Below are 15,716 nucleotides of genomic sequence, written 5' to 3' on the forward strand. Positions count from 1 at the left end.
CCCGCTCAGGCGCGTCGGTTCCGGACACCGGGGTACGTCGTTCGCTCACTGGGGCAGTCTAGGCAGCAGGGACGCGGCGTTGTCGCCGACGCCGTACTGGCCGGCCTTCTTCTCGGTGAGCTGCTGCACCAGGGCGAGGCTGGTGACCAGCTGACCCTGCACGGTGTTGGCGTTGTCGACCGTGGAGATGGTCTGCGACAGCACCGGGTCACCGCGGACCACCGACACGACGTTGCCGCCGGCGGAGCCGTTGCCGCCCACCACGATCGCCCCGGTCCGGTCGAACTGCTCGGCGATCTTGACGACGGACTCGTCCCGCTTCTCGGAGTCCTTGTCGACGTACGGCTGCCCGCTGACCACGACGACGGCCTCGGCCGGTCCGGTGACCTTGTTGTTGTCGGTGGTCAGGTAACCGGCGTTGTTGTACGCGGCGAGCACGGCCCGCCGGTCGGCGTCGCTGACCGGCGCGGTGCCCTGCGCGCGGTCCAGCAGGACGCTGGCCAGCAGCGCGCTGGAGGTCTCCACGCCGTGCCCGTTGCCCGGCAGGCCGGTGGTCTGCGCGGTCGGCCGCGCGGCGGTGACGGCCAGCTCCAGCAGGTTGGAGTTGTTGTCCGGGTTGATGAACTTGTCCTGCAGGTCGACCCGACCGGTGATGGTGGCGCCGGCGAGCTGGAGCTTCTTGAGCACGCCCTCGGTGTGGTCGCGCCCGTTGGGGAGGCTGAGCACCACCACCCGGCGTCCGGTGAGGGTGCCCGGGAGGACGACCTGGGACACCTGCTCGGCGAACTCCTCCTCCAGACCGAGCTGCTTCTCCATGCTGTTGACCTGCTGGCGCAACTGCTGGTTGTCCTTGCGCAGTCCGGTGACCTGCTCCTTGAGCGAGTCGGCGACCGGGCCGTTGAGGGCGGCTGTGCCGACCACCAGACCGATCGCCAGAGCCAGGAACACCGCGGTGAGGGACACCACGTGGTAGCGGAAGTTGATCACGCTTGCAGCCTCTTGATCGGTCGGGAACTAGAAGAGCCGGTACAGCTGGAACACGAAATTGTCCCACCACTCGGCGACCACGCCCAGGTACGCCTTCCCGACGGTGGAGACGGCCACCGCGGAGGCCATCGCCGCGATCGCCGAGAGCACCAGCAGCAGCAGCGACGACCCGGAGATGCTCTGCCGGTAGAGCCGGCTCACCCCCTTGGCGTCGACCAGCTTGCCCCCGACCTTCAACCGGGTCAGGAACGTCGAGGCCATCCCGCCGCGCCCCTTGTCCAGGAACTCGACGAGCGTGGCGTGGGTGCCGACCGCGACGAGCAGCGACGCGCCCTTCTCGTCGGCCAGCAGCATCGCCAGGTCCTCGCTTGTCGCCGCGGCCGGGAAGGTGATGGCCGGGACGCCGAGGCCGTTGACCCGGGGCAGGCCGGGCGCCCGCCCGTCGGGGTAGGCGTGCACGATCACCTCGGCGCCGCAGCGCAGCACGTCGTCGGTGACCGAATCCATGTCACCGATGATCATGTCGGGGGTGTACCCGGCCTCGACCAGCGCGTCCGCGCCGCCGTCCACGCCGATCAGCACCGGCTTGAACTCCCGGATGTACGGGCGCAGCACGTCCAGGTCGGCCTTGTAGTCGTAGCCGCGCACCACGATCAGGCAGTGCCGACCCTGGATCTGGGTCTGGATGTCCGGAACGCCGACGCCGTCGAGCAGCAGGTCGCGTTCCTGGCGCAGGTAGTCCATCGTGTTGGCGGCGAACGCCTCCAACTGCACCGACAGCCCCTCCCGGGCGTCGGACATCGCCTTGGCGACCGACTCGGCGTCCTGCAGGGTGCCGTGCGCCACCGGCTCCTCGCCGGCGAAGACGGTGTTGCCCTCGATACGGACCTGGTCGCCCTCGCGGATCCGCTCGAAGACGCCCTCGCCGAGGTCGTCCAGGAGCGGGATGCCGGCGGCGATCAGCACCTCCGGCCCGAGGTTGGGATAGCGGCCGGAGACGGACGGCTTGGCGTTGAGCACCGCCGCGACACCGACAGCGACCAACGAATCGGCCGCCACCCGGTCCAGGTCGACGTGGTCGATGACCGCAATGTCACCGGGGCGCAGCCGGCCGACCAGCCGTTTCGTCCGGCGATCAAGGCGCGCGGTGCCGAGGACTCTGCCCGGCTCCGCGTTTCGGTTCCGGCGCAACGTGGGTAGACGCATCGTGACCATCCTGGCATGTGAGGCAGGCTTTTCTGTCGCGACATGCCTGAGCAGGGCCGCCTACCCAGGGAAGCACACGTCGGCGCAAGCCGGTGTGCTTGCGCTCACAATACGCGGCGTCACAACCGCCTTTCCTTGGCGGCCACGGCCAGCAGCTCCTCGGCGTGGGCGATACCCAGATCCGAATCGGGCAAACCGGCGAGCATCCGGGCCAGCTCACGGGCGCGTTCGGTGTCCTCCACGACCCGCACCCCGCTGGTGGTCACCGCGCCACCGGTGTCCTTCGCCACCACCAGATGCCGATCGGCGAACGCGGCCACCTGCGGCAGGTGAGTGACGACCAACACCTGGTGGCTGCGGGCCAGCCGGGCCAGCCGGCGGCCGATCTCCACCGCGGCCTGGCCGCCGACGCCCGCGTCGACCTCGTCGAAGACCAGCGTGGGCGGACCGCCCGAGCCGGCGAAGACCACCTCGATGGCGAGCATCACCCGGGACAGCTCGCCGCCGGAGGCGCCGCGCTGCAACGGCAACGACGGCGCTCCCGGGTGGGCCAGCAACCGCAGCTCCACCTCGTCGCCGCCGTCCGCCGCGACACCCGCCTCGACGCCGTTGATCGTCAGCGTCGGCTCGGCCCGCCCGGCCGGCCGCGGCAGCACCACCACCTCGATCCGGGCGTGCGGCATGGCCAGCCCGGCCAGCTCGACGGTGACCTGGTCGGCGAAGCGGACCGCGGCCTCCTGCCGGGACACCGACACCCGGGAGGCCAGGTCGGCCACCTCGCCGGCCAGCCGCTGCCCCTCGGCGTCCAACTCCTCGAGCAGGTCGTCCGAGGTGTCCAGGTCGGACAGTCGGGTGCGGGCCCGGTCGGCCCAGGCGATGACGCCGTCGACGTCGTCGGCGTACTTGCGGGTCAACGCCCGCAGCGCGGCCCGCCGCTCGTAGACGTGCTGCAACCGGGCCGGGTCCGCGTCGAGCGTCGCCAGGTACGCCGACAGCTCTGCCGAGACGTCGGTGACCAGCGTGGCCGCCTCCTCCAGGCGGGCCGCCAGCTCGCCCAGCGCCGGGTCGGTGCCGGCCTGGGCCTCCAGGGTGCGCCGGGCCGTGCCGAGCAGCGCCGTCGCGTCCGGTGTCTCGTCGGCCGCCTCCGCGCCGCCCGCCACGCACTGCTGGGCCACCTGCGCGGCAGTCCGCAGGCCCTCGGCGTGCTCCAACCGCTGCGCCTCGGTCTTCAGCTCGTCGTCCTCGCCGGGCTGCGGGTCGACGCGGGTGATCTCGTCGAGGCCCAGCCGCAGCAGGTCCGCCTCCTGGTTGCGCTCGCGGGCGTTGCGCCGCCGGTCGGCCAGGTCGTCGACCACCCGCCGCCACCCGGTGTACGCCTCACGCAGCGCGTCGAGCAGCTTCTCGTGCGCCGGCCCGGCGAAGCGGTCCAGAGCGGCCCGCTGCTCGGCCGGGCGCAGCAGCCGCAACTGGTCGGACTGGCCGTGCACGGCAACCGCCTGCTCGCCGACCTCGCCCAGCATCGACACGGGCATGCTCCGGCCACCGAGGTGGGCCCGGGAGCGGCCCTCCACCGTCACCGTGCGGCTGAGCAGCAGCGAGCCGTCCTCGTCGGGCTCGCCACCGGCGTCGCTGATCCGGGCGTGCACCGCGTCGGCGACCCGGCCGGACAGGCGTAGCCGCCCCTCGACCACGGCCCGGCCCGGTTGGGCACGGACCCGCCCGGCGTCGGCCCGGCCGCCGAAGAGCAGGCCGAGGCCGGTCACCACCATCGTCTTGCCGGCACCGGTCTCGCCGGTGATGACGTTCATCCCGCCGGTCAACGGCAGCGTGGTGTCCTCGATGACGCCGAGTCCGGTGATGCGCAGCTCTTCCAGCACAGCACCCGACAGTAGACGCGAGGGCCGACAGTTGACCAGCCGACGGGCCCCACGACCGGGCACCGGCACGCCCCGCACCCCACCGACGTACAGTCTTGCCCCGTGTTGGACGTGATCGGCCTGACCCCCGCCGAGGAGGAGCTCTACCGCTGCCTGCTCCAGCTCACCACGGCCCGTGTCGACGAACTGGTCCGCCGGCTGCGACGCCCCCGGGCGCAGGTCGTCGAGCAGGTCGAGGCGCTACGGGCCAAGGGGCTGGTGCAGCCCACCGACAACGACCCGGACGCCCCGCTGCGCCCGACCGCCCCGGACGTCGCCCTCGGCGCGACGCTGCTGCGCCGCCAGGAGGACCTGGAGGCGGCCCGGCGCCGGGTCACCCAACTGGCCGAGGAGTACCGCTCCGGGCTGCGCCGCCACCACGTGGACCACCTGGTCGAGGTGATCCGGGGCGGTCGGGTGCTGCGCGACCGACTGCGCGACCTGCAGAACTCGGCCCGCAACGAGGTGCTCTGGTTCTGCCGGGCGAACCCCCTCGCCATGGCCGGCCCGGAGAACGTCGAGGAGTTCGACGCGCTGGCCCGCGGGGTGAGCTACCGGGCCATCTACGAACGGGACCTGCTGCTCGAACCGGGCGCGCTCGCCGACCTGGCCAAGGGGGTGGCCGCCGGCGAGCAGGCCCGCGTGCTGGACCGGCTGCCCGTCCGACTGGCCATCGTGGACGCGCGTACCGCCATCTGTCCGCTGGTGCCCGACCGGGACGGCGGCGAGCCGAGTGCCGCGGTGATCGGCCGCAGCCAGCTGCTCGACGCGCTGCTGGCCCTCTTCGAGAGCCACTGGCGGGTGGCCACCCGACTGCGACTCGACGACCCGCTCGCCGCCACCGAGGGCCGGCGCGACGAGGCCGACGACCGTCCGGTCGACGGCTACCGGCCCGACGCCGACGAGGCCCGGCTGCTGTCGCTGTTCGTGGCCGGCGTACCGGACAAGTCCATCGCCTCCCAGCTCGGGGTGAGCCGCCGGACGGTGCAGCGCCGCCTCGCCGAGCTGATGGACGCCGCCGGCGTGGACACCCGACCCGGGCTGGCGTTCCAGGTCGCCCGGCGCGGCTGGCTCTGAACGCGGCAGGGCCCGCCGTCGGAAAGCGACGGCGGGCCCTGCCGGACACGCGCGGAGTCAGCGCAGGCCGTACGCCCGCAGCACCGTCTGGTCGACGGAGTTCCCGGCCCGGTCGGTGGCGTGCACCCGCAGCGACACGGTTCCGCGCCCGGCCGGCACGGTGGCGGTCCAGCGGGTACCCGACCCTCGCGTCGGCGCGGGCCGCCAGGTGACGCCCTCGTCGAAGGAGACCTGCACCGTCAGGCTGGTGCCCATCGGCGCGGCGACTCCGGTCGGCTGGCGCAGGGTCAGCCCCAGCTGGTGCGGCCGGTTGGCGGGTACGGTGCCGAGCAGGTCGGCCGGCACCCGGTAGTCCACCTGCAGCAGCGACAGCGGCACGGCCGCGTCGCCCGCCGGGCGGGCCGAGGTGAACTGCCACGACGTGTCGGTGCGGGTGGCGTAGCGCCACTGGTCCGAGGCCCGCCGCGTCGTCACGTCGAGGCGGTAGCGGGCCGCCCCGGCGGTGGTCGGTACCGGCGTCCAACCGCCGGACAGGTCGGCGATCTGCCGACCGTCGCGGCTGAGGCGAGCCTCGACGGTGTCCGCCTCCTCACTGTTGCCGGCCACGCTGTAGTGCCCGTCGGCGTCGACGAACTCGGGCATCCGCACGTCCAGGCTGTCGCCCGCCCGGGTGGGCACCGGCGCTCCGCTGGCCGGCACGGCCGGACGGACCACCGGGGCGTGCCAGGTCTCGGTCACCCGGTCGTCGGCGGCGTACCGCCGGGGCTCCTGGGTCAGCCCACCGGTCACCTGCCCCCACTGCATGAACATCTCCTTGTGCAGCACCCGGTGCTGCCACCAGTTGTCCCCGGCGCTGACGAACTCCTGCCGGGTGGTCCCGTTGCGGACCAGGCGCTGGTCGTCGTTCCAGGAGTACTCCTGCCACGGACGCCAGCCGAACCGCTCCTCGGTGGCCCAGCCCGCGCCCGTGTCGCCGTAGCTGGCGGTCACCTCGGCGGTGTTCTTCGCGGTCACCGTGTGCACGATCCGCTCCGGCACCCGGCCCTTGGACACCTGCCACACGTCGTACAGGTACGGGCTGTCCACCCTCAGCGTCAGGTCCAGGGTCGCCCGGCCCTTGCGCGCCGCCGCGATCAGCCGCTGCCCGTCGTCGTACGCGACGACCATCGCCGGGATCGGCAGCCGCTCGCCTGCCGGCCGCCAGACCGTCCACGCGGTCCGGTCCTCCGGTCGGACGATCAGCACCACCGCGGCGCCGGCCGCCGCCGCGGCGGCCACCTGCTCATCCTCGTTACGGTCCGGGTCGGCGGCGAGCAGCGCCGCCGCGCCCCGCACCCGGGCCAGCTCGGCAGGGGTTCCGGTGCCGGCCCAGACCAGGGGCAGCTTCCGTCGACCGGTCGGCGCCGGCGACGTGCCCAGCAGGTTGATGTCCGACGGACCGGACACCCCGCTGACCGTGGCGTCCACCATGGGCGCGACGAGCTGCCAGCGGGAGGCGAACTCGAACTCGCCCTGGCGTACCGGGCGGGTCGGCGTGACGTTGACCTGCTGGATCGTGCTGTACGCCATGACGCCGTGGTCGATCTGCCGGCCGTTGCCCAACACCCGGTGCACGTAGTAGCTGAGCGTGGCCCGCTGCTCGCTGGGCTTCGGCGTCTCGATCCGCACGGGCGTACCCTTGCGGGCGTCGAGCACCACGGTCAGGTCCCGGTCGACGGTCAGCTCCGGCTCGACGGCCTCGGTCAGCTGCTCGTCGAGCGGGGCGCCGTGCTCGACCAGCGCGGTCAGCAGGTACGTGCCCTCCTCGACCTGCAGGGTGCCCTCGCCCGGCCACCAGCCCCAGAAGTCCGACTCGGGCTGCTCGCCGTAGAGGGTGAGCCCCGGCGAGAGGGTCAGCTGACCCTGCCGGTCCAGCACCTTCACGGTGACCTGGTGCAGTGGGCCGCTGACGGTGAGACCCACCGGCGTGCGGACGGCGACACCGTCCGCGCCGGTGGCCACCAGCCAACCGCCGTGCGGGCCCCGGCCCAGCTTCGCCGGGTCGGCCCGCAGCGGCACGGCCACGCTGCCGCCCGCCGGCACGGTCACCTCGCCGGACCCGACGGAGACTCCGTCGGTCGCGGCCGCGCCGCTGTCCAGGTTGCGCAGATCCAGGGCCAACCGCAGGGTCTGCGCGCCCGTCGTGTCGTTGGTGTACGTCACGGTGCGCTGCACCGCCGCGCCACCGGTGGTGATCCGACCGAAGTCGACGGTGGCCGAGGCGTACACCCGCTGTGTGAGGGCCCGCGCCACGTCCACCCGACCGCCGCCCTGCTCGAAGACGGTGAGCGCCGGGTTCGCCTTCGTGGTGCTGACCAGCGCGTCCTTCAGCTTGCCGGCGGACCAGTCCGGGTGGTCCTGCGCGAGGATCGCCGCCGCGCCCGCCACGTGCGGGGTGGCCATCGAGGTGCCGGACGCGGTCGTGTAGGCGTCGCCCACCGGCGTACCCATCGTGGTGCCGGCGGCCCGCGCGGCGACGATGCCGACGCCCGGCGCGGTGATCTCCGGCTTCAGGCCGTTGTCGCCCAGGCGCGGCCCCCGGCTGGAGAACTCGGCCAGGTTGTCGTCGCGGTCCACCGCGCCGACGGTGAGCGCCGCCGCGGCCGCGCCCGGCGAGCCGACGGTACGCGCCGCACCCGCGTTGCCGGCGGCGACCACGAAGAGCGCGCCGGTCTCGGCGGTCAGGTCGTTCACCGCCTGGCTCATCGGGTCGGTGCCGTCGGTCGGGTCGCCGCCGAGGCTCATGCTGACGACCTTCGCCCCGGAGTGGGCGGCCCACTCCATGCCGGCGATGATGGCCGAGTCGTAGCCCGAGCCGCCGTCGTCGAGCACCTTGCCGACCAGCAGTCGCGCGCCGGGCGCGACGCCCTTGCGCAGACCCGCCGACGCGTCGCCGCTGCCCGCGATGGTGGCCGCGACGTGCGTGCCGTGGCCGTGGCCGTCGCGGGCGCTGCCGCTGCCGGAGAAGTCCCGCGCCTCGGCGATCCGTCCGGCCAGGTCGGGGTGGGTGGCATCGACGCCGGTGTCGAGCACTGCCACCTTCACGCCGCTGCCGTCGCGCCCGGCCGCCCAGGCCGTCGGGGCGCCGATCTGCGGGACGCTGTGCTCCAGCGTCGGGTGCACCCGCCCGTCCAGCCAGACGTGCGCGACACCGCCGCCCAGTCGGGGCGCGGCGGCCGTGGTCCGGCTCGCCGGTGTCCCGGCGAGGGTGCTCCACAGTCCACCGAGGTCGGCCTTGCCGACCCGCAACGCGGCACCGTTGATGCTCTCCAGGGGGCGGGCGTCGGTGACGCCGCCGAGCGGCCGGACCCGGCCGGCGGCCGGCTCCTGGTAGCGCACGATCAGCGGCAGCGCGCCCTGTGCGGCGTCGCCGTAGCCGTCGGCGGCCAACTCCTGCACGTCGAACAGGTTGGCGTCGAGGACGCCGCTGGAGACGTAGGGCAGGGCGTCGCTGGGCAGCACCCGCAGCCCGCCGTCGACCTCCAGGGTCTGGAAGATGACCCGCTCACGCCCGGGTCCCGGGCGTACGGTGGCGGCGACCCGGCCCGGCGCGGCCGGAGCCAGCTCGACCTGGTCGCCGGTGATGAGGGTGATGCGGACGGGCGCGGCGCCCGGGGCGGACGTGCCCAGGCTCGGGCCGGTGGGCCGGGCGGGCGGCTCGGCGGACGCCGGTGCGGCGAGGCCGACCACCAGTACGCCGACCGCGCCGGCGCTGAGCCAGCGGGGGGACCAGTGCATGCGATGCGCTCCTTAACTCCGGTGGGCCCGCCATCCGTAGATGAGGACCGATCGGAGTCTGCGACGCAGCACACAACCAGGTCACTAGCCTTGCGCCGCCGCAGCGGCGACATGTCGTCAGGTGGACACCCGCCGGACACCGACGGTGTGCGTCACCGTCACTTACCGGCGGCTGCCCCGCCACCCGTGCACGGGCAGACCGAACTTGGCGACCAGCCGGTCGGTGAACGGACGGGCGCGCAGCCGGACGATGCGTACCGGCAGGGCGCCGCGACGCACCGTCACCCGGGCGCCCGGCGGCAGGTCGTAGACCCGCCTGCCGTCGCAGGCGAGCACGGCGAGGGTGGTGAACGGGTCGACGGTGATGACGAACGTCGACGTGGGCGCGGTGACCAGGGGCCGGCTGAACAACGCGTGCGCGCTGATCGGCACCAGCAGCAGGGCCTCCACCTCCGGCCAGACCACCGGACCGCCGCCGGAGAACGCGTAGGCGGTGGAGCCGGTGGGGGTGGCGCAGACCACCCCGTCGCAGCCGTAGCGGGACAGCGGGCGGCCGTCCACGTCGACGAGGAGTTCGAGCATCTGCGCCCGCTCCCCCTTCTCGACGCTGATCTCGTTGAGCGCCCAGGATTCGATGGTCGGGCCACCGTCGAACTCGGCAGTGACGTCGAGCGTGAGCCGCTCGTGCACTGTGTAGTTGCGCTCGACGACGTCCCGGACCGCGGTGTCCAGATCGTTGATCTCCGCCTCGGCGAGGAAGCCCACCTTGCCGAGGTTGATGCCGAGCAGCGGCGCCTTCGCCGGGCGGGCCAGCTCGGCCGCGCGCAGGAAGGTGCCGTCCCCACCGAGCGCGAAGACGATCTCGGCGCCCTCGGCGGCCTCCGGGCCGGTGACCGGAACCGTCCCGGGCAGGTCGAGATCCTCGGCCTCCTCGGCGACCACCCGCACCTCGAAGCCCGCGGCGATGAGGTCGGCCGCGACCGACCGGGCGTGCTCGGTGCTGCGTCGACGACCGGTGTGGGTCACCAGCAGCGCCGTGCGGCTCATCGGAACGCCCACCCGTCCGCCGTCGGACGGCACGCCGCCATCGCCGCACCGGCACGGCCGCCGGCCGTCGTGCGCCGCTCGCTGTACGCGTTCACCCTGCGACCTCCTCCGCCGCCACGCCCGGCACGTCGCCGGCCGTCGTCGGGCCGTTCGGCCCGGCCTCCACCACGGCCCGCACGCGCTGCGGGTCGGCCGGTGGTGCGCCCCGCCGCAACCATACGAAGAACTCGACGTTGCCGCTGGGACCGGGCAGCGGGCTGGCCGCCACGTCGGCCAGACCGAGGCCGAGCTGAGCCGCCGCGGCCGCCACGTCGAGCACCGCCTCGGCGCGCAGCGCCGGGTCGCGCACGACGCCGCCGGCGCCGACCCGCTCCTTGCCCACCTCGAACTGCGGCTTCACCATCAGCGCCAGGTCGCCGTCGTCGCGGGTGCAGCCGGCCAGGGCCGGCAACACCAACCGCAACGAGATGAACGACAGGTCGGCGACCGTCAGATCGACCGGCCCGCCGATCGCGTCCGCGACGAGGGTACGGACGTTGGTGCGTTCCAGGACGCGGACGCGCTCGTTGGTGCGCAGCGACCAGGCGAGCTGCCCGTAGCCGACGTCGACGGCCACCACCTCGGCGGCGTCGGCGCGCAGCAGCACGTCGGTGAAGCCTCCGGTCGACGCGCCGGCGTCCAGGCAGCGCCGCCCGGCGACGCGCAGCCCTGCGCGGCCGAACGCGGCCAGCGCCCCGGCGAGTTTGTGCCCGCCCCGCGAGACGTACTCCTCGGTCGGGTCAGCGCCGGTGACCAGCAGCGGATCGGCGGGGTCGACCATCGCGGCGGCCTTGCGCGCGGGCACTCCGCGCAGCTGGACCCGGCCGGCCTCGACCAGCGCGGCGGCCTGCTCACGCGAGCGGGCCAGCCCGCGGCGGACGAGTTCGGCGTCCAGCCGGTTGCGACGTGCCATGGGGTGGTTCTCCGGTCTGTCGGGCTGGTCGCAGTGGTCAGGTCTGGTCGATGGTGGCGAGCGTTTCGCGCAGCGTCTCGTAGGCCGCCTCGTACTGCGCGATCTGGTCGGCCGGGGCGAGCGTCGCCGCGTTGTCCATGGCCCGCACGGCCGCGTCCACCGCCGGGTGGCGGGCCGTGTCGTCGCCGACGTCGAGGCCGTCGGACGGTGGGCCGGGGCGGGTGCCCACCGGCGGGCCGGGCCGGGCGGCGAACGACCCGGCCGGCGGCGGACCGGGCCGGAAGCCTCCCGGCGGGCCGGGGCGGATGCCGGGCGGCGGGCCCGGACGCGCGCCGTCGCTCACGAGTCACCATCCGGGCGGCGCTTACGGACGGCCTTCTTCGCCGGCATGACAGCAGGTGTCGGGGTGTCGTCCGGCACGACAGGCGTCGGGGTGTCGTCCCCGGTACGGCTGATCGTCGCGGGCGGCTTCTTCACGATCGCCTTCTTCGCGACAGCCTTCTTGGCCAGCGCCTTCTTGGCCACCGGCGCGGAGACGGGCGCTCCGGCGGGGCCGTCCGACGGCACCGGGCCGCTGTCGGGCTGCGCCGCGCCGCTCGGACCGGCCTGCGGGGCGGGCTCGGCCGCCGGCTGCGGGGCGGGACCGGGGGACGGCTGCGGGGCGGGCTGCGCCACGGACGGCTCGGTGGCGCGCGCCTCGCGCAGCTGCCGTTCCAGGTCGCGTACGCGTCGGGTCAGCTCGGCCACCTCGTCGGCGGTGGCCAGACCGACCGCGCCGAGGGCCCGGTCGACCTCGAAGCGGACCAGCTTGGTCAGCGCCTCCCGGTTGGCGGCGCCGGTGGTGACCAGCTCCTCGCCGAGGGCCTGCAGCTGGGCGGCGGTCGCGCCGCCCGAGCCGACGAGGCGACGCACGGCGTCCTGGGCCTTCTTCCGGGGCGCCTCCGCCAGGCCCATGGCCAGTTCGAGGTATGCGCGCCACGCGTCCTGCATGCCTGAGTCCTTCCATGGGGCGGGGTCTGCAGGTGTCACGCTACCGGGCACCCCGGACTGTCTCGTGCGGTACGGTGCCGGGGACGGCGTGGCGATCGGCGAGGGGGAGATGTGGCCAGCGTGGACGAGTGCCGGCAGGCGTTGCAGGAGCTGGCCGCCCGGTTGGACCGCAACGCCGAGACGGTCCGCGAACGGATCGACCTGGAACGGACGTTGGCCTGCCGGATCACCGACCTGGACACGGCGTTCCACGGCAAGATCAGCGGTGGCCGGCTGGTCGAGCTGACCGACGGTGACGACCCGAAGGCCAAGATCGCCTTGAGCACGTCCAGCGACGATCTGCTCGCCCTGGTCCGCGGTGACCTGGACGTCACCAGGGCGGTCACGTCCCGCCGGGTGTCGATCAAGGCCAACCCGTTCGACCTGATGAAGCTGCGCAAGCTGCTCTGACGAGCGCGCTCGGCGGCGTCACCCGTCGGCGGACACCCCGAAGCTCTCCAGCGCGGCAGCCGCGTCCGGGCCCACCGGGCGGATCGCCGGCAGCTCCGGAGCCGACCACGCCGCCGCGCAGAGCGCGGCGAGGGCGTCCAGATCCCGGCCGGCGCCGGCCAGTTCCAGTGTCCCGTCGCGGTCCGTGACGGACCAACCGCCGGCGTCCGTCGAGCCGGGGACCTGCACGGCCGCCGCCGGGTCGAAGAGCCCCGCCAGGTCCCGCGCGACGTACGTGGGCCGCCGTCGTGGCTCGGCAGCGAGCAGCTCGGGTACGCCGCTGACGCCGGTGAGCACGAGCAGGCTGTCCAGTCCCGCGCGGCGGGCGCCCTCGATGTCGGTGTCCAACCGGTCCCCGACGACCAGGGCCCGGCCGCCGTCGCCGCGCCGGGCGGCGGTCTCGAACAGCGCCGACTCCGGCTTGCCGACCACCAGGTCCGGGTCCCGCTCCAACGCGGTGCGCAGCACCGCGACCAGCGATCCGTTGCCCGGCAGCGGGCCCCGGGCGCTGGGCAGCGTCCGGTCGGTGTTGGTGGCGACCCACATCGCACCGGCCCGTACGGCGACCGACGCCTCGGCCAGCTCGGCCCAGCCGACCTGCGGACCGTAGCCCTGCACCACCGCCGCGGGCTTCTCGTCGGCACGGCTGACCGGGGTCAGCCCGACCGCGCGCAGCTCGGCGCGCAGCGCCTCCGCGCCGACCACCAGCACCGGCGCTCCGGCCGGCAGCCGCTCCCGCAGCAGCTCGGCCGAGGCGGCGGCGGAGGTGAGCACCTCCTCCGGCCGCGCCGGCACGCCCATCCCGGTCAGCAGGTCGGCGACGTCACTGGAACGACGTGAGGCGTTGTTGGTGGCGTACGCCACCGCCCGCCCCTCGGCGTGCAGCCGTGCCACCGCGTCGACCGCGCCGGGAATCGGCCGGTCGATCAGGTAGATCACCCCGTCCAGGTCGAAGACCACCAGGGTGTACCCGTCGATCAGCCGCTTCCCGGCGTCCGCGCTCACCGCTGCGTCGCCTCCGGCTCGTCACCCCGGGTGGGGGCGGTGCCGTCGCCGTCGACCGTGTCATCTGCACGGGCATCGCTGGCCGGCGTGGTCGAGTCAGTGGCGGTTGCCGAGGAGGTACCGCTCGCGTCCGGGTGGCGGTCCTCGTCCTCGCCGTCGACGTCCGCACGGTCGCCCGAGTGGCCGACGACGCCGTCCTCCTCGTCGTCGTCGAAGTCCTCGTCGTCCTCGTCGTCGTCGTCGTCGTCGTCGTCGAAGTCTTCGTCTTCGTCGAAGTCGTCGTCGCCCTCGTCGAGGATGGCCCCGGCGTCGGTCTCGCGGTCGGACGTGTCGGAGTCGTCGGCGTCCCGGTCGCGGGCGTCGCCCGCGGTCAGGTCGGTGTCCGGCTGGGCCGGCACCGAGCCGGGCGCACCCGGGCCCGAGGCGATCTCCTCGGCCTCGTCCTCGTCATCTCCCTCGATGACGACGCCGTCGAGTTCCAGCAACCGCTCCGCGGCGTCGGTCTCGCCCTCGGTGTCCACGTCGGCGGCGCGGGAGAACCACTCGCGGGCCTCCTCACGTCGGCCCACCGCGAGCAGCGCGTCGGCGTACGCGTACCGCAGTCGCGCCGTCCACGGCACCGTCGCCTCGCTGGTGAGGTCCGGCACCTGGAGCATCGCGACAGCGGCGTCCTTCTGGCCAAGGTCGCCTCGTGCCCCGGCCGCGACGATCAGCAGCTCGATCGCGACGGCCTGGTCCAGCTTCGCCTGGTCGGCGCCGCGGAACAGGTCGATGGCCCGCTCCGGCCGGCCCAGGGCGCGCTCGCAGTCGGCGAGCACGGCCAGGTGACTCTGCAGGCCGGTCATCCGGTGGTACGTCCGCAGCTCGGCGATCGCCGTCTGCCACTCCCCCGCGTGGTACGCGGCCAGGCCGACCGCCTCACGGACCGCGGAGATACGCGACGCGAGCCGTCGGGCGGCCAGCGCGTGCGCCAACGCCTCGGCCGGGTCCTCGTCGATCAGCTGACCGGTGGCGACCAGGTGTCGGGCCACGGTCTCGGCGACCGGCTTGTTCAGCGAGAGCAGCTCGGCACGGACGTCCTTGTCGAGGTCGGTCGCGGCGATGTCGTCCGGCAGCACCGGAGCCAGCGTGCGCCCGTTCTCGGACGACTCCGGTCCCGCGCCACGGTCGTCGCGCCGGAAGTCGCCCTCGCGACGCGGCCGCTCGTCGGCCCGGAACCCACCGTCACGGTCGCCACCGCGGAAGCCACCCTCACGGGACGCGCCGCCCTCACGACGGTCACCACCGCGGAAGCCGCCCTCACGACGGTCACCTCCCTGGTAGCCGCCCTCACGACGGTCACCTCCCCGGAAGCCGCCCTCGCGCCCGCCGTCCCGGGGCGCACCCGGGCGGGAGCCACCACGGTCGCCGCCCCGGAAGCCCTCGCGATCGCCACCGCGGAAGCCACCCTCGCGCGGCGGGCCGGAACGGCCACGGTCGCCGCCACCCTGGTAGCCGCCCTCACGACGGTCGCCACCACGGAAACCTTCCTCACGCGGCGCACGGGAGCCGTCCCGCTCACCGCCCCGGAAGCCGCCTTCACGACGGTCGCCGCCACGGAAGCCACCCTCGCGGTCGCCGCCGCGGAAACCACCCTCACGCGGGGCACCGGAGCGCGATCCATCGCGGTCGCCACCACGGAAGCCACCCTCACGCGGCGCACCAGTGCGGGCGCCACCCTGGTAGCCGCCCTCACGACGGTCACCGCCACGGAAACCACCCTCGCGGTCACCGCCACGGAAGCCGCCACCCTCGCGACGGTCACCGCCACGGAAACCACCGTCACGGTCGCCGCCGCGGAAACCACCCTCACGCGGGGCACCGGAGCGCGATCCATCGCGGTCCCCGCCACGGAAGCCACCCTCACGCGGCGCACCAGTGCGGGCGCCACCCTGGTAGCCGCCCTCACGACGGTCGCCACCACGGAAACCACCGTCACGGTCGCCACCGCGGAAACCGCCACCCTCGCGCGGGGCACCCGAACGCGACCCATCGCGGTCGCCACCACGGAAGCCGCCTTCACGACGGTCACCGCCACGGAAGCCACCGTCACGGTCACCCCCGCGGAAGCCACCCTCACGCGGGGCACCCGAACGCGACCCATCGCGGTCCCCACCACGGAAACCACCCTCACGACGGTCACCGCCACGGAAGCCACCGTCACGGTCGCCACCGCGGAAACCGCCACCCTCGCGCGGGGCACCCGAACGCGACCCATCGCGGTCGCCACC

At 74.2% G+C, this 15,716-nt stretch carries 13 protein-coding genes; 3 read left to right on the forward strand and 10 right to left on the reverse strand.

Going from position 1 to position 15,716, the window contains the following annotated elements; genetic code table 11:
* Window positions 1–45: 45 nt before the first annotated feature.
* The 3 genes from ACLQ27_RS25830 to recN all read right to left on the reverse strand — a co-directional run bounded on the left by ACLQ27_RS25830 (window position 46) and on the right by recN (window position 4,070).
* Entirely contained in the window at window positions 46–987 is a 942-nt protein-coding gene (locus tag ACLQ27_RS25830; protein ID WP_234590973.1) for a copper transporter, read from the reverse strand.
* Window positions 988–1,014: 27 nt separating this feature from the next.
* Window positions 1,015–2,193, reverse strand: a complete 1,179-nt coding sequence (gene steA / locus ACLQ27_RS25835; protein WP_234591007.1) for a putative cytokinetic ring protein SteA — start codon at window positions 2,191–2,193, stop codon at window positions 1,015–1,017.
* 119 nt (window positions 2,194–2,312) lie between these two features.
* On the reverse strand, window positions 2,313–4,070 hold the full coding sequence (gene recN, locus ACLQ27_RS25840; protein WP_425869085.1) for a DNA repair protein RecN: 1,758 nt from the start codon (window positions 4,068–4,070) through the stop codon (window positions 2,313–2,315).
* Window positions 4,071–4,172: 102 nt separating this feature from the next.
* On the opposite strand from recN, the gene ACLQ27_RS25845 reads away from it, so the two are divergent.
* Window positions 4,173–5,186: a helix-turn-helix domain-containing protein gene (locus tag ACLQ27_RS25845; RefSeq protein ID WP_357489255.1), complete on the forward strand. Its 1,014-nt coding sequence runs from the start codon at window positions 4,173–4,175 to the stop codon at window positions 5,184–5,186.
* Window positions 5,187–5,243: 57 nt separating this feature from the next.
* Here the strand turns inward: ACLQ27_RS25845 and ACLQ27_RS25850 are convergent, their stop codons facing one another.
* The 5 genes from ACLQ27_RS25850 to ACLQ27_RS25870 form a co-directional block, all read right to left on the reverse strand.
* Window positions 5,244–8,963, reverse strand: a complete 3,720-nt coding sequence (locus ACLQ27_RS25850) for a S8 family serine peptidase (protein ID WP_425869087.1) — start codon at window positions 8,961–8,963, stop codon at window positions 5,244–5,246.
* A 162-nt stretch (window positions 8,964–9,125) separates the two neighbouring features.
* The gene (locus ACLQ27_RS25855) at window positions 9,126–10,010 is read right to left on the reverse strand and encodes an NAD kinase (RefSeq protein WP_234591028.1); all 885 of its coding nucleotides are present in this window, start codon (window positions 10,008–10,010) and stop codon (window positions 9,126–9,128) included.
* 91 nt (window positions 10,011–10,101) lie between these two features.
* On the reverse strand, window positions 10,102–10,962 hold the full coding sequence (locus tag ACLQ27_RS25860) for a TlyA family RNA methyltransferase (RefSeq protein ID WP_234591030.1): 861 nt from the start codon (window positions 10,960–10,962) through the stop codon (window positions 10,102–10,104).
* 37 nt (window positions 10,963–10,999) lie between these two features.
* A complete protein-coding gene (locus ACLQ27_RS25865; protein WP_425869089.1) occupies window positions 11,000–11,305 on the reverse strand; it encodes a hypothetical protein in 306 nt (101 codons plus the stop codon).
* Window positions 11,302–11,952 (reverse strand): phasin family protein, encoded by a 651-nt coding sequence (locus tag ACLQ27_RS25870; RefSeq protein WP_425869091.1) that lies wholly within the window; start codon window positions 11,950–11,952, stop codon window positions 11,302–11,304. Before ACLQ27_RS25870 ends, ACLQ27_RS25865 begins: the two co-directional genes overlap by 4 nt.
* A 111-nt stretch (window positions 11,953–12,063) precedes the next feature.
* On the opposite strand from ACLQ27_RS25870, the gene ACLQ27_RS25875 reads away from it, so the two are divergent.
* Window positions 12,064–12,402 (forward strand): SCP2 sterol-binding domain-containing protein, encoded by a 339-nt coding sequence (locus ACLQ27_RS25875; protein ID WP_234591035.1) that lies wholly within the window; start codon window positions 12,064–12,066, stop codon window positions 12,400–12,402.
* An 18-nt stretch (window positions 12,403–12,420) separates the two neighbouring features.
* Here ACLQ27_RS25875 and ACLQ27_RS25880 read toward each other — a convergent pair whose 3' ends face one another.
* Window positions 12,421–13,446 carry an HAD-IIA family hydrolase gene (locus ACLQ27_RS25880; protein ID WP_308195431.1) on the reverse strand — a complete coding sequence of 342 codons (1,026 nt, stop codon included), beginning with the start codon at window positions 13,444–13,446 and terminating at the stop codon, window positions 12,421–12,423.
* On the reverse strand, window positions 13,443–14,477 hold the full coding sequence (locus ACLQ27_RS25885; protein ID WP_425869103.1) for a hypothetical protein: 1,035 nt from the start codon (window positions 14,475–14,477) through the stop codon (window positions 13,443–13,445). Before ACLQ27_RS25885 ends, ACLQ27_RS25880 begins: the two co-directional genes overlap by 4 nt.
* Between ACLQ27_RS25885 and ACLQ27_RS25890 the strand changes: the two genes are divergently transcribed.
* On the forward strand, window positions 14,466–15,716 hold a 1,251-nt coding region (locus tag ACLQ27_RS25890; RefSeq protein WP_425869093.1), incomplete at its 3' end, for a hypothetical protein. The two genes, ACLQ27_RS25885 and ACLQ27_RS25890, sit on opposite strands and share 12 nt — an antisense overlap.

The organism is Micromonospora sp. DT63 (genome assembly GCF_049841615.1).
Taxonomy (GTDB): Bacteria; Actinomycetota; Actinomycetes; order Mycobacteriales; family Micromonosporaceae; genus Micromonospora.

Bases quoted from the DNA above. Each gene is read 5' to 3' on its own strand.
- steA (WP_234591007.1), bottom strand. From the start codon at position 2,193: ATGCGTCTACCCACGTTGCGCCGGAACCGAAACGCGGAGCCGGGCAGA.
- ACLQ27_RS25850 (WP_425869087.1), bottom strand. From the start codon at position 8,963: ATGCACTGGTCCCCCCGCTGGCTCAGCGCCGGCGCGGTCGGCGTACTG.
- ACLQ27_RS25855 (WP_234591028.1), bottom strand. From the start codon at position 10,010: ATGAGCCGCACGGCGCTGCTGGTGACCCACACCGGTCGTCGACGCAGC.
- ACLQ27_RS25860 (WP_234591030.1), bottom strand. From the start codon at position 10,962: ATGGCACGTCGCAACCGGCTGGACGCCGAACTCGTCCGCCGCGGGCTG.
- ACLQ27_RS25870 (WP_425869091.1), bottom strand. From the start codon at position 11,952: ATGCAGGACGCGTGGCGCGCATACCTCGAACTGGCCATGGGCCTGGCG.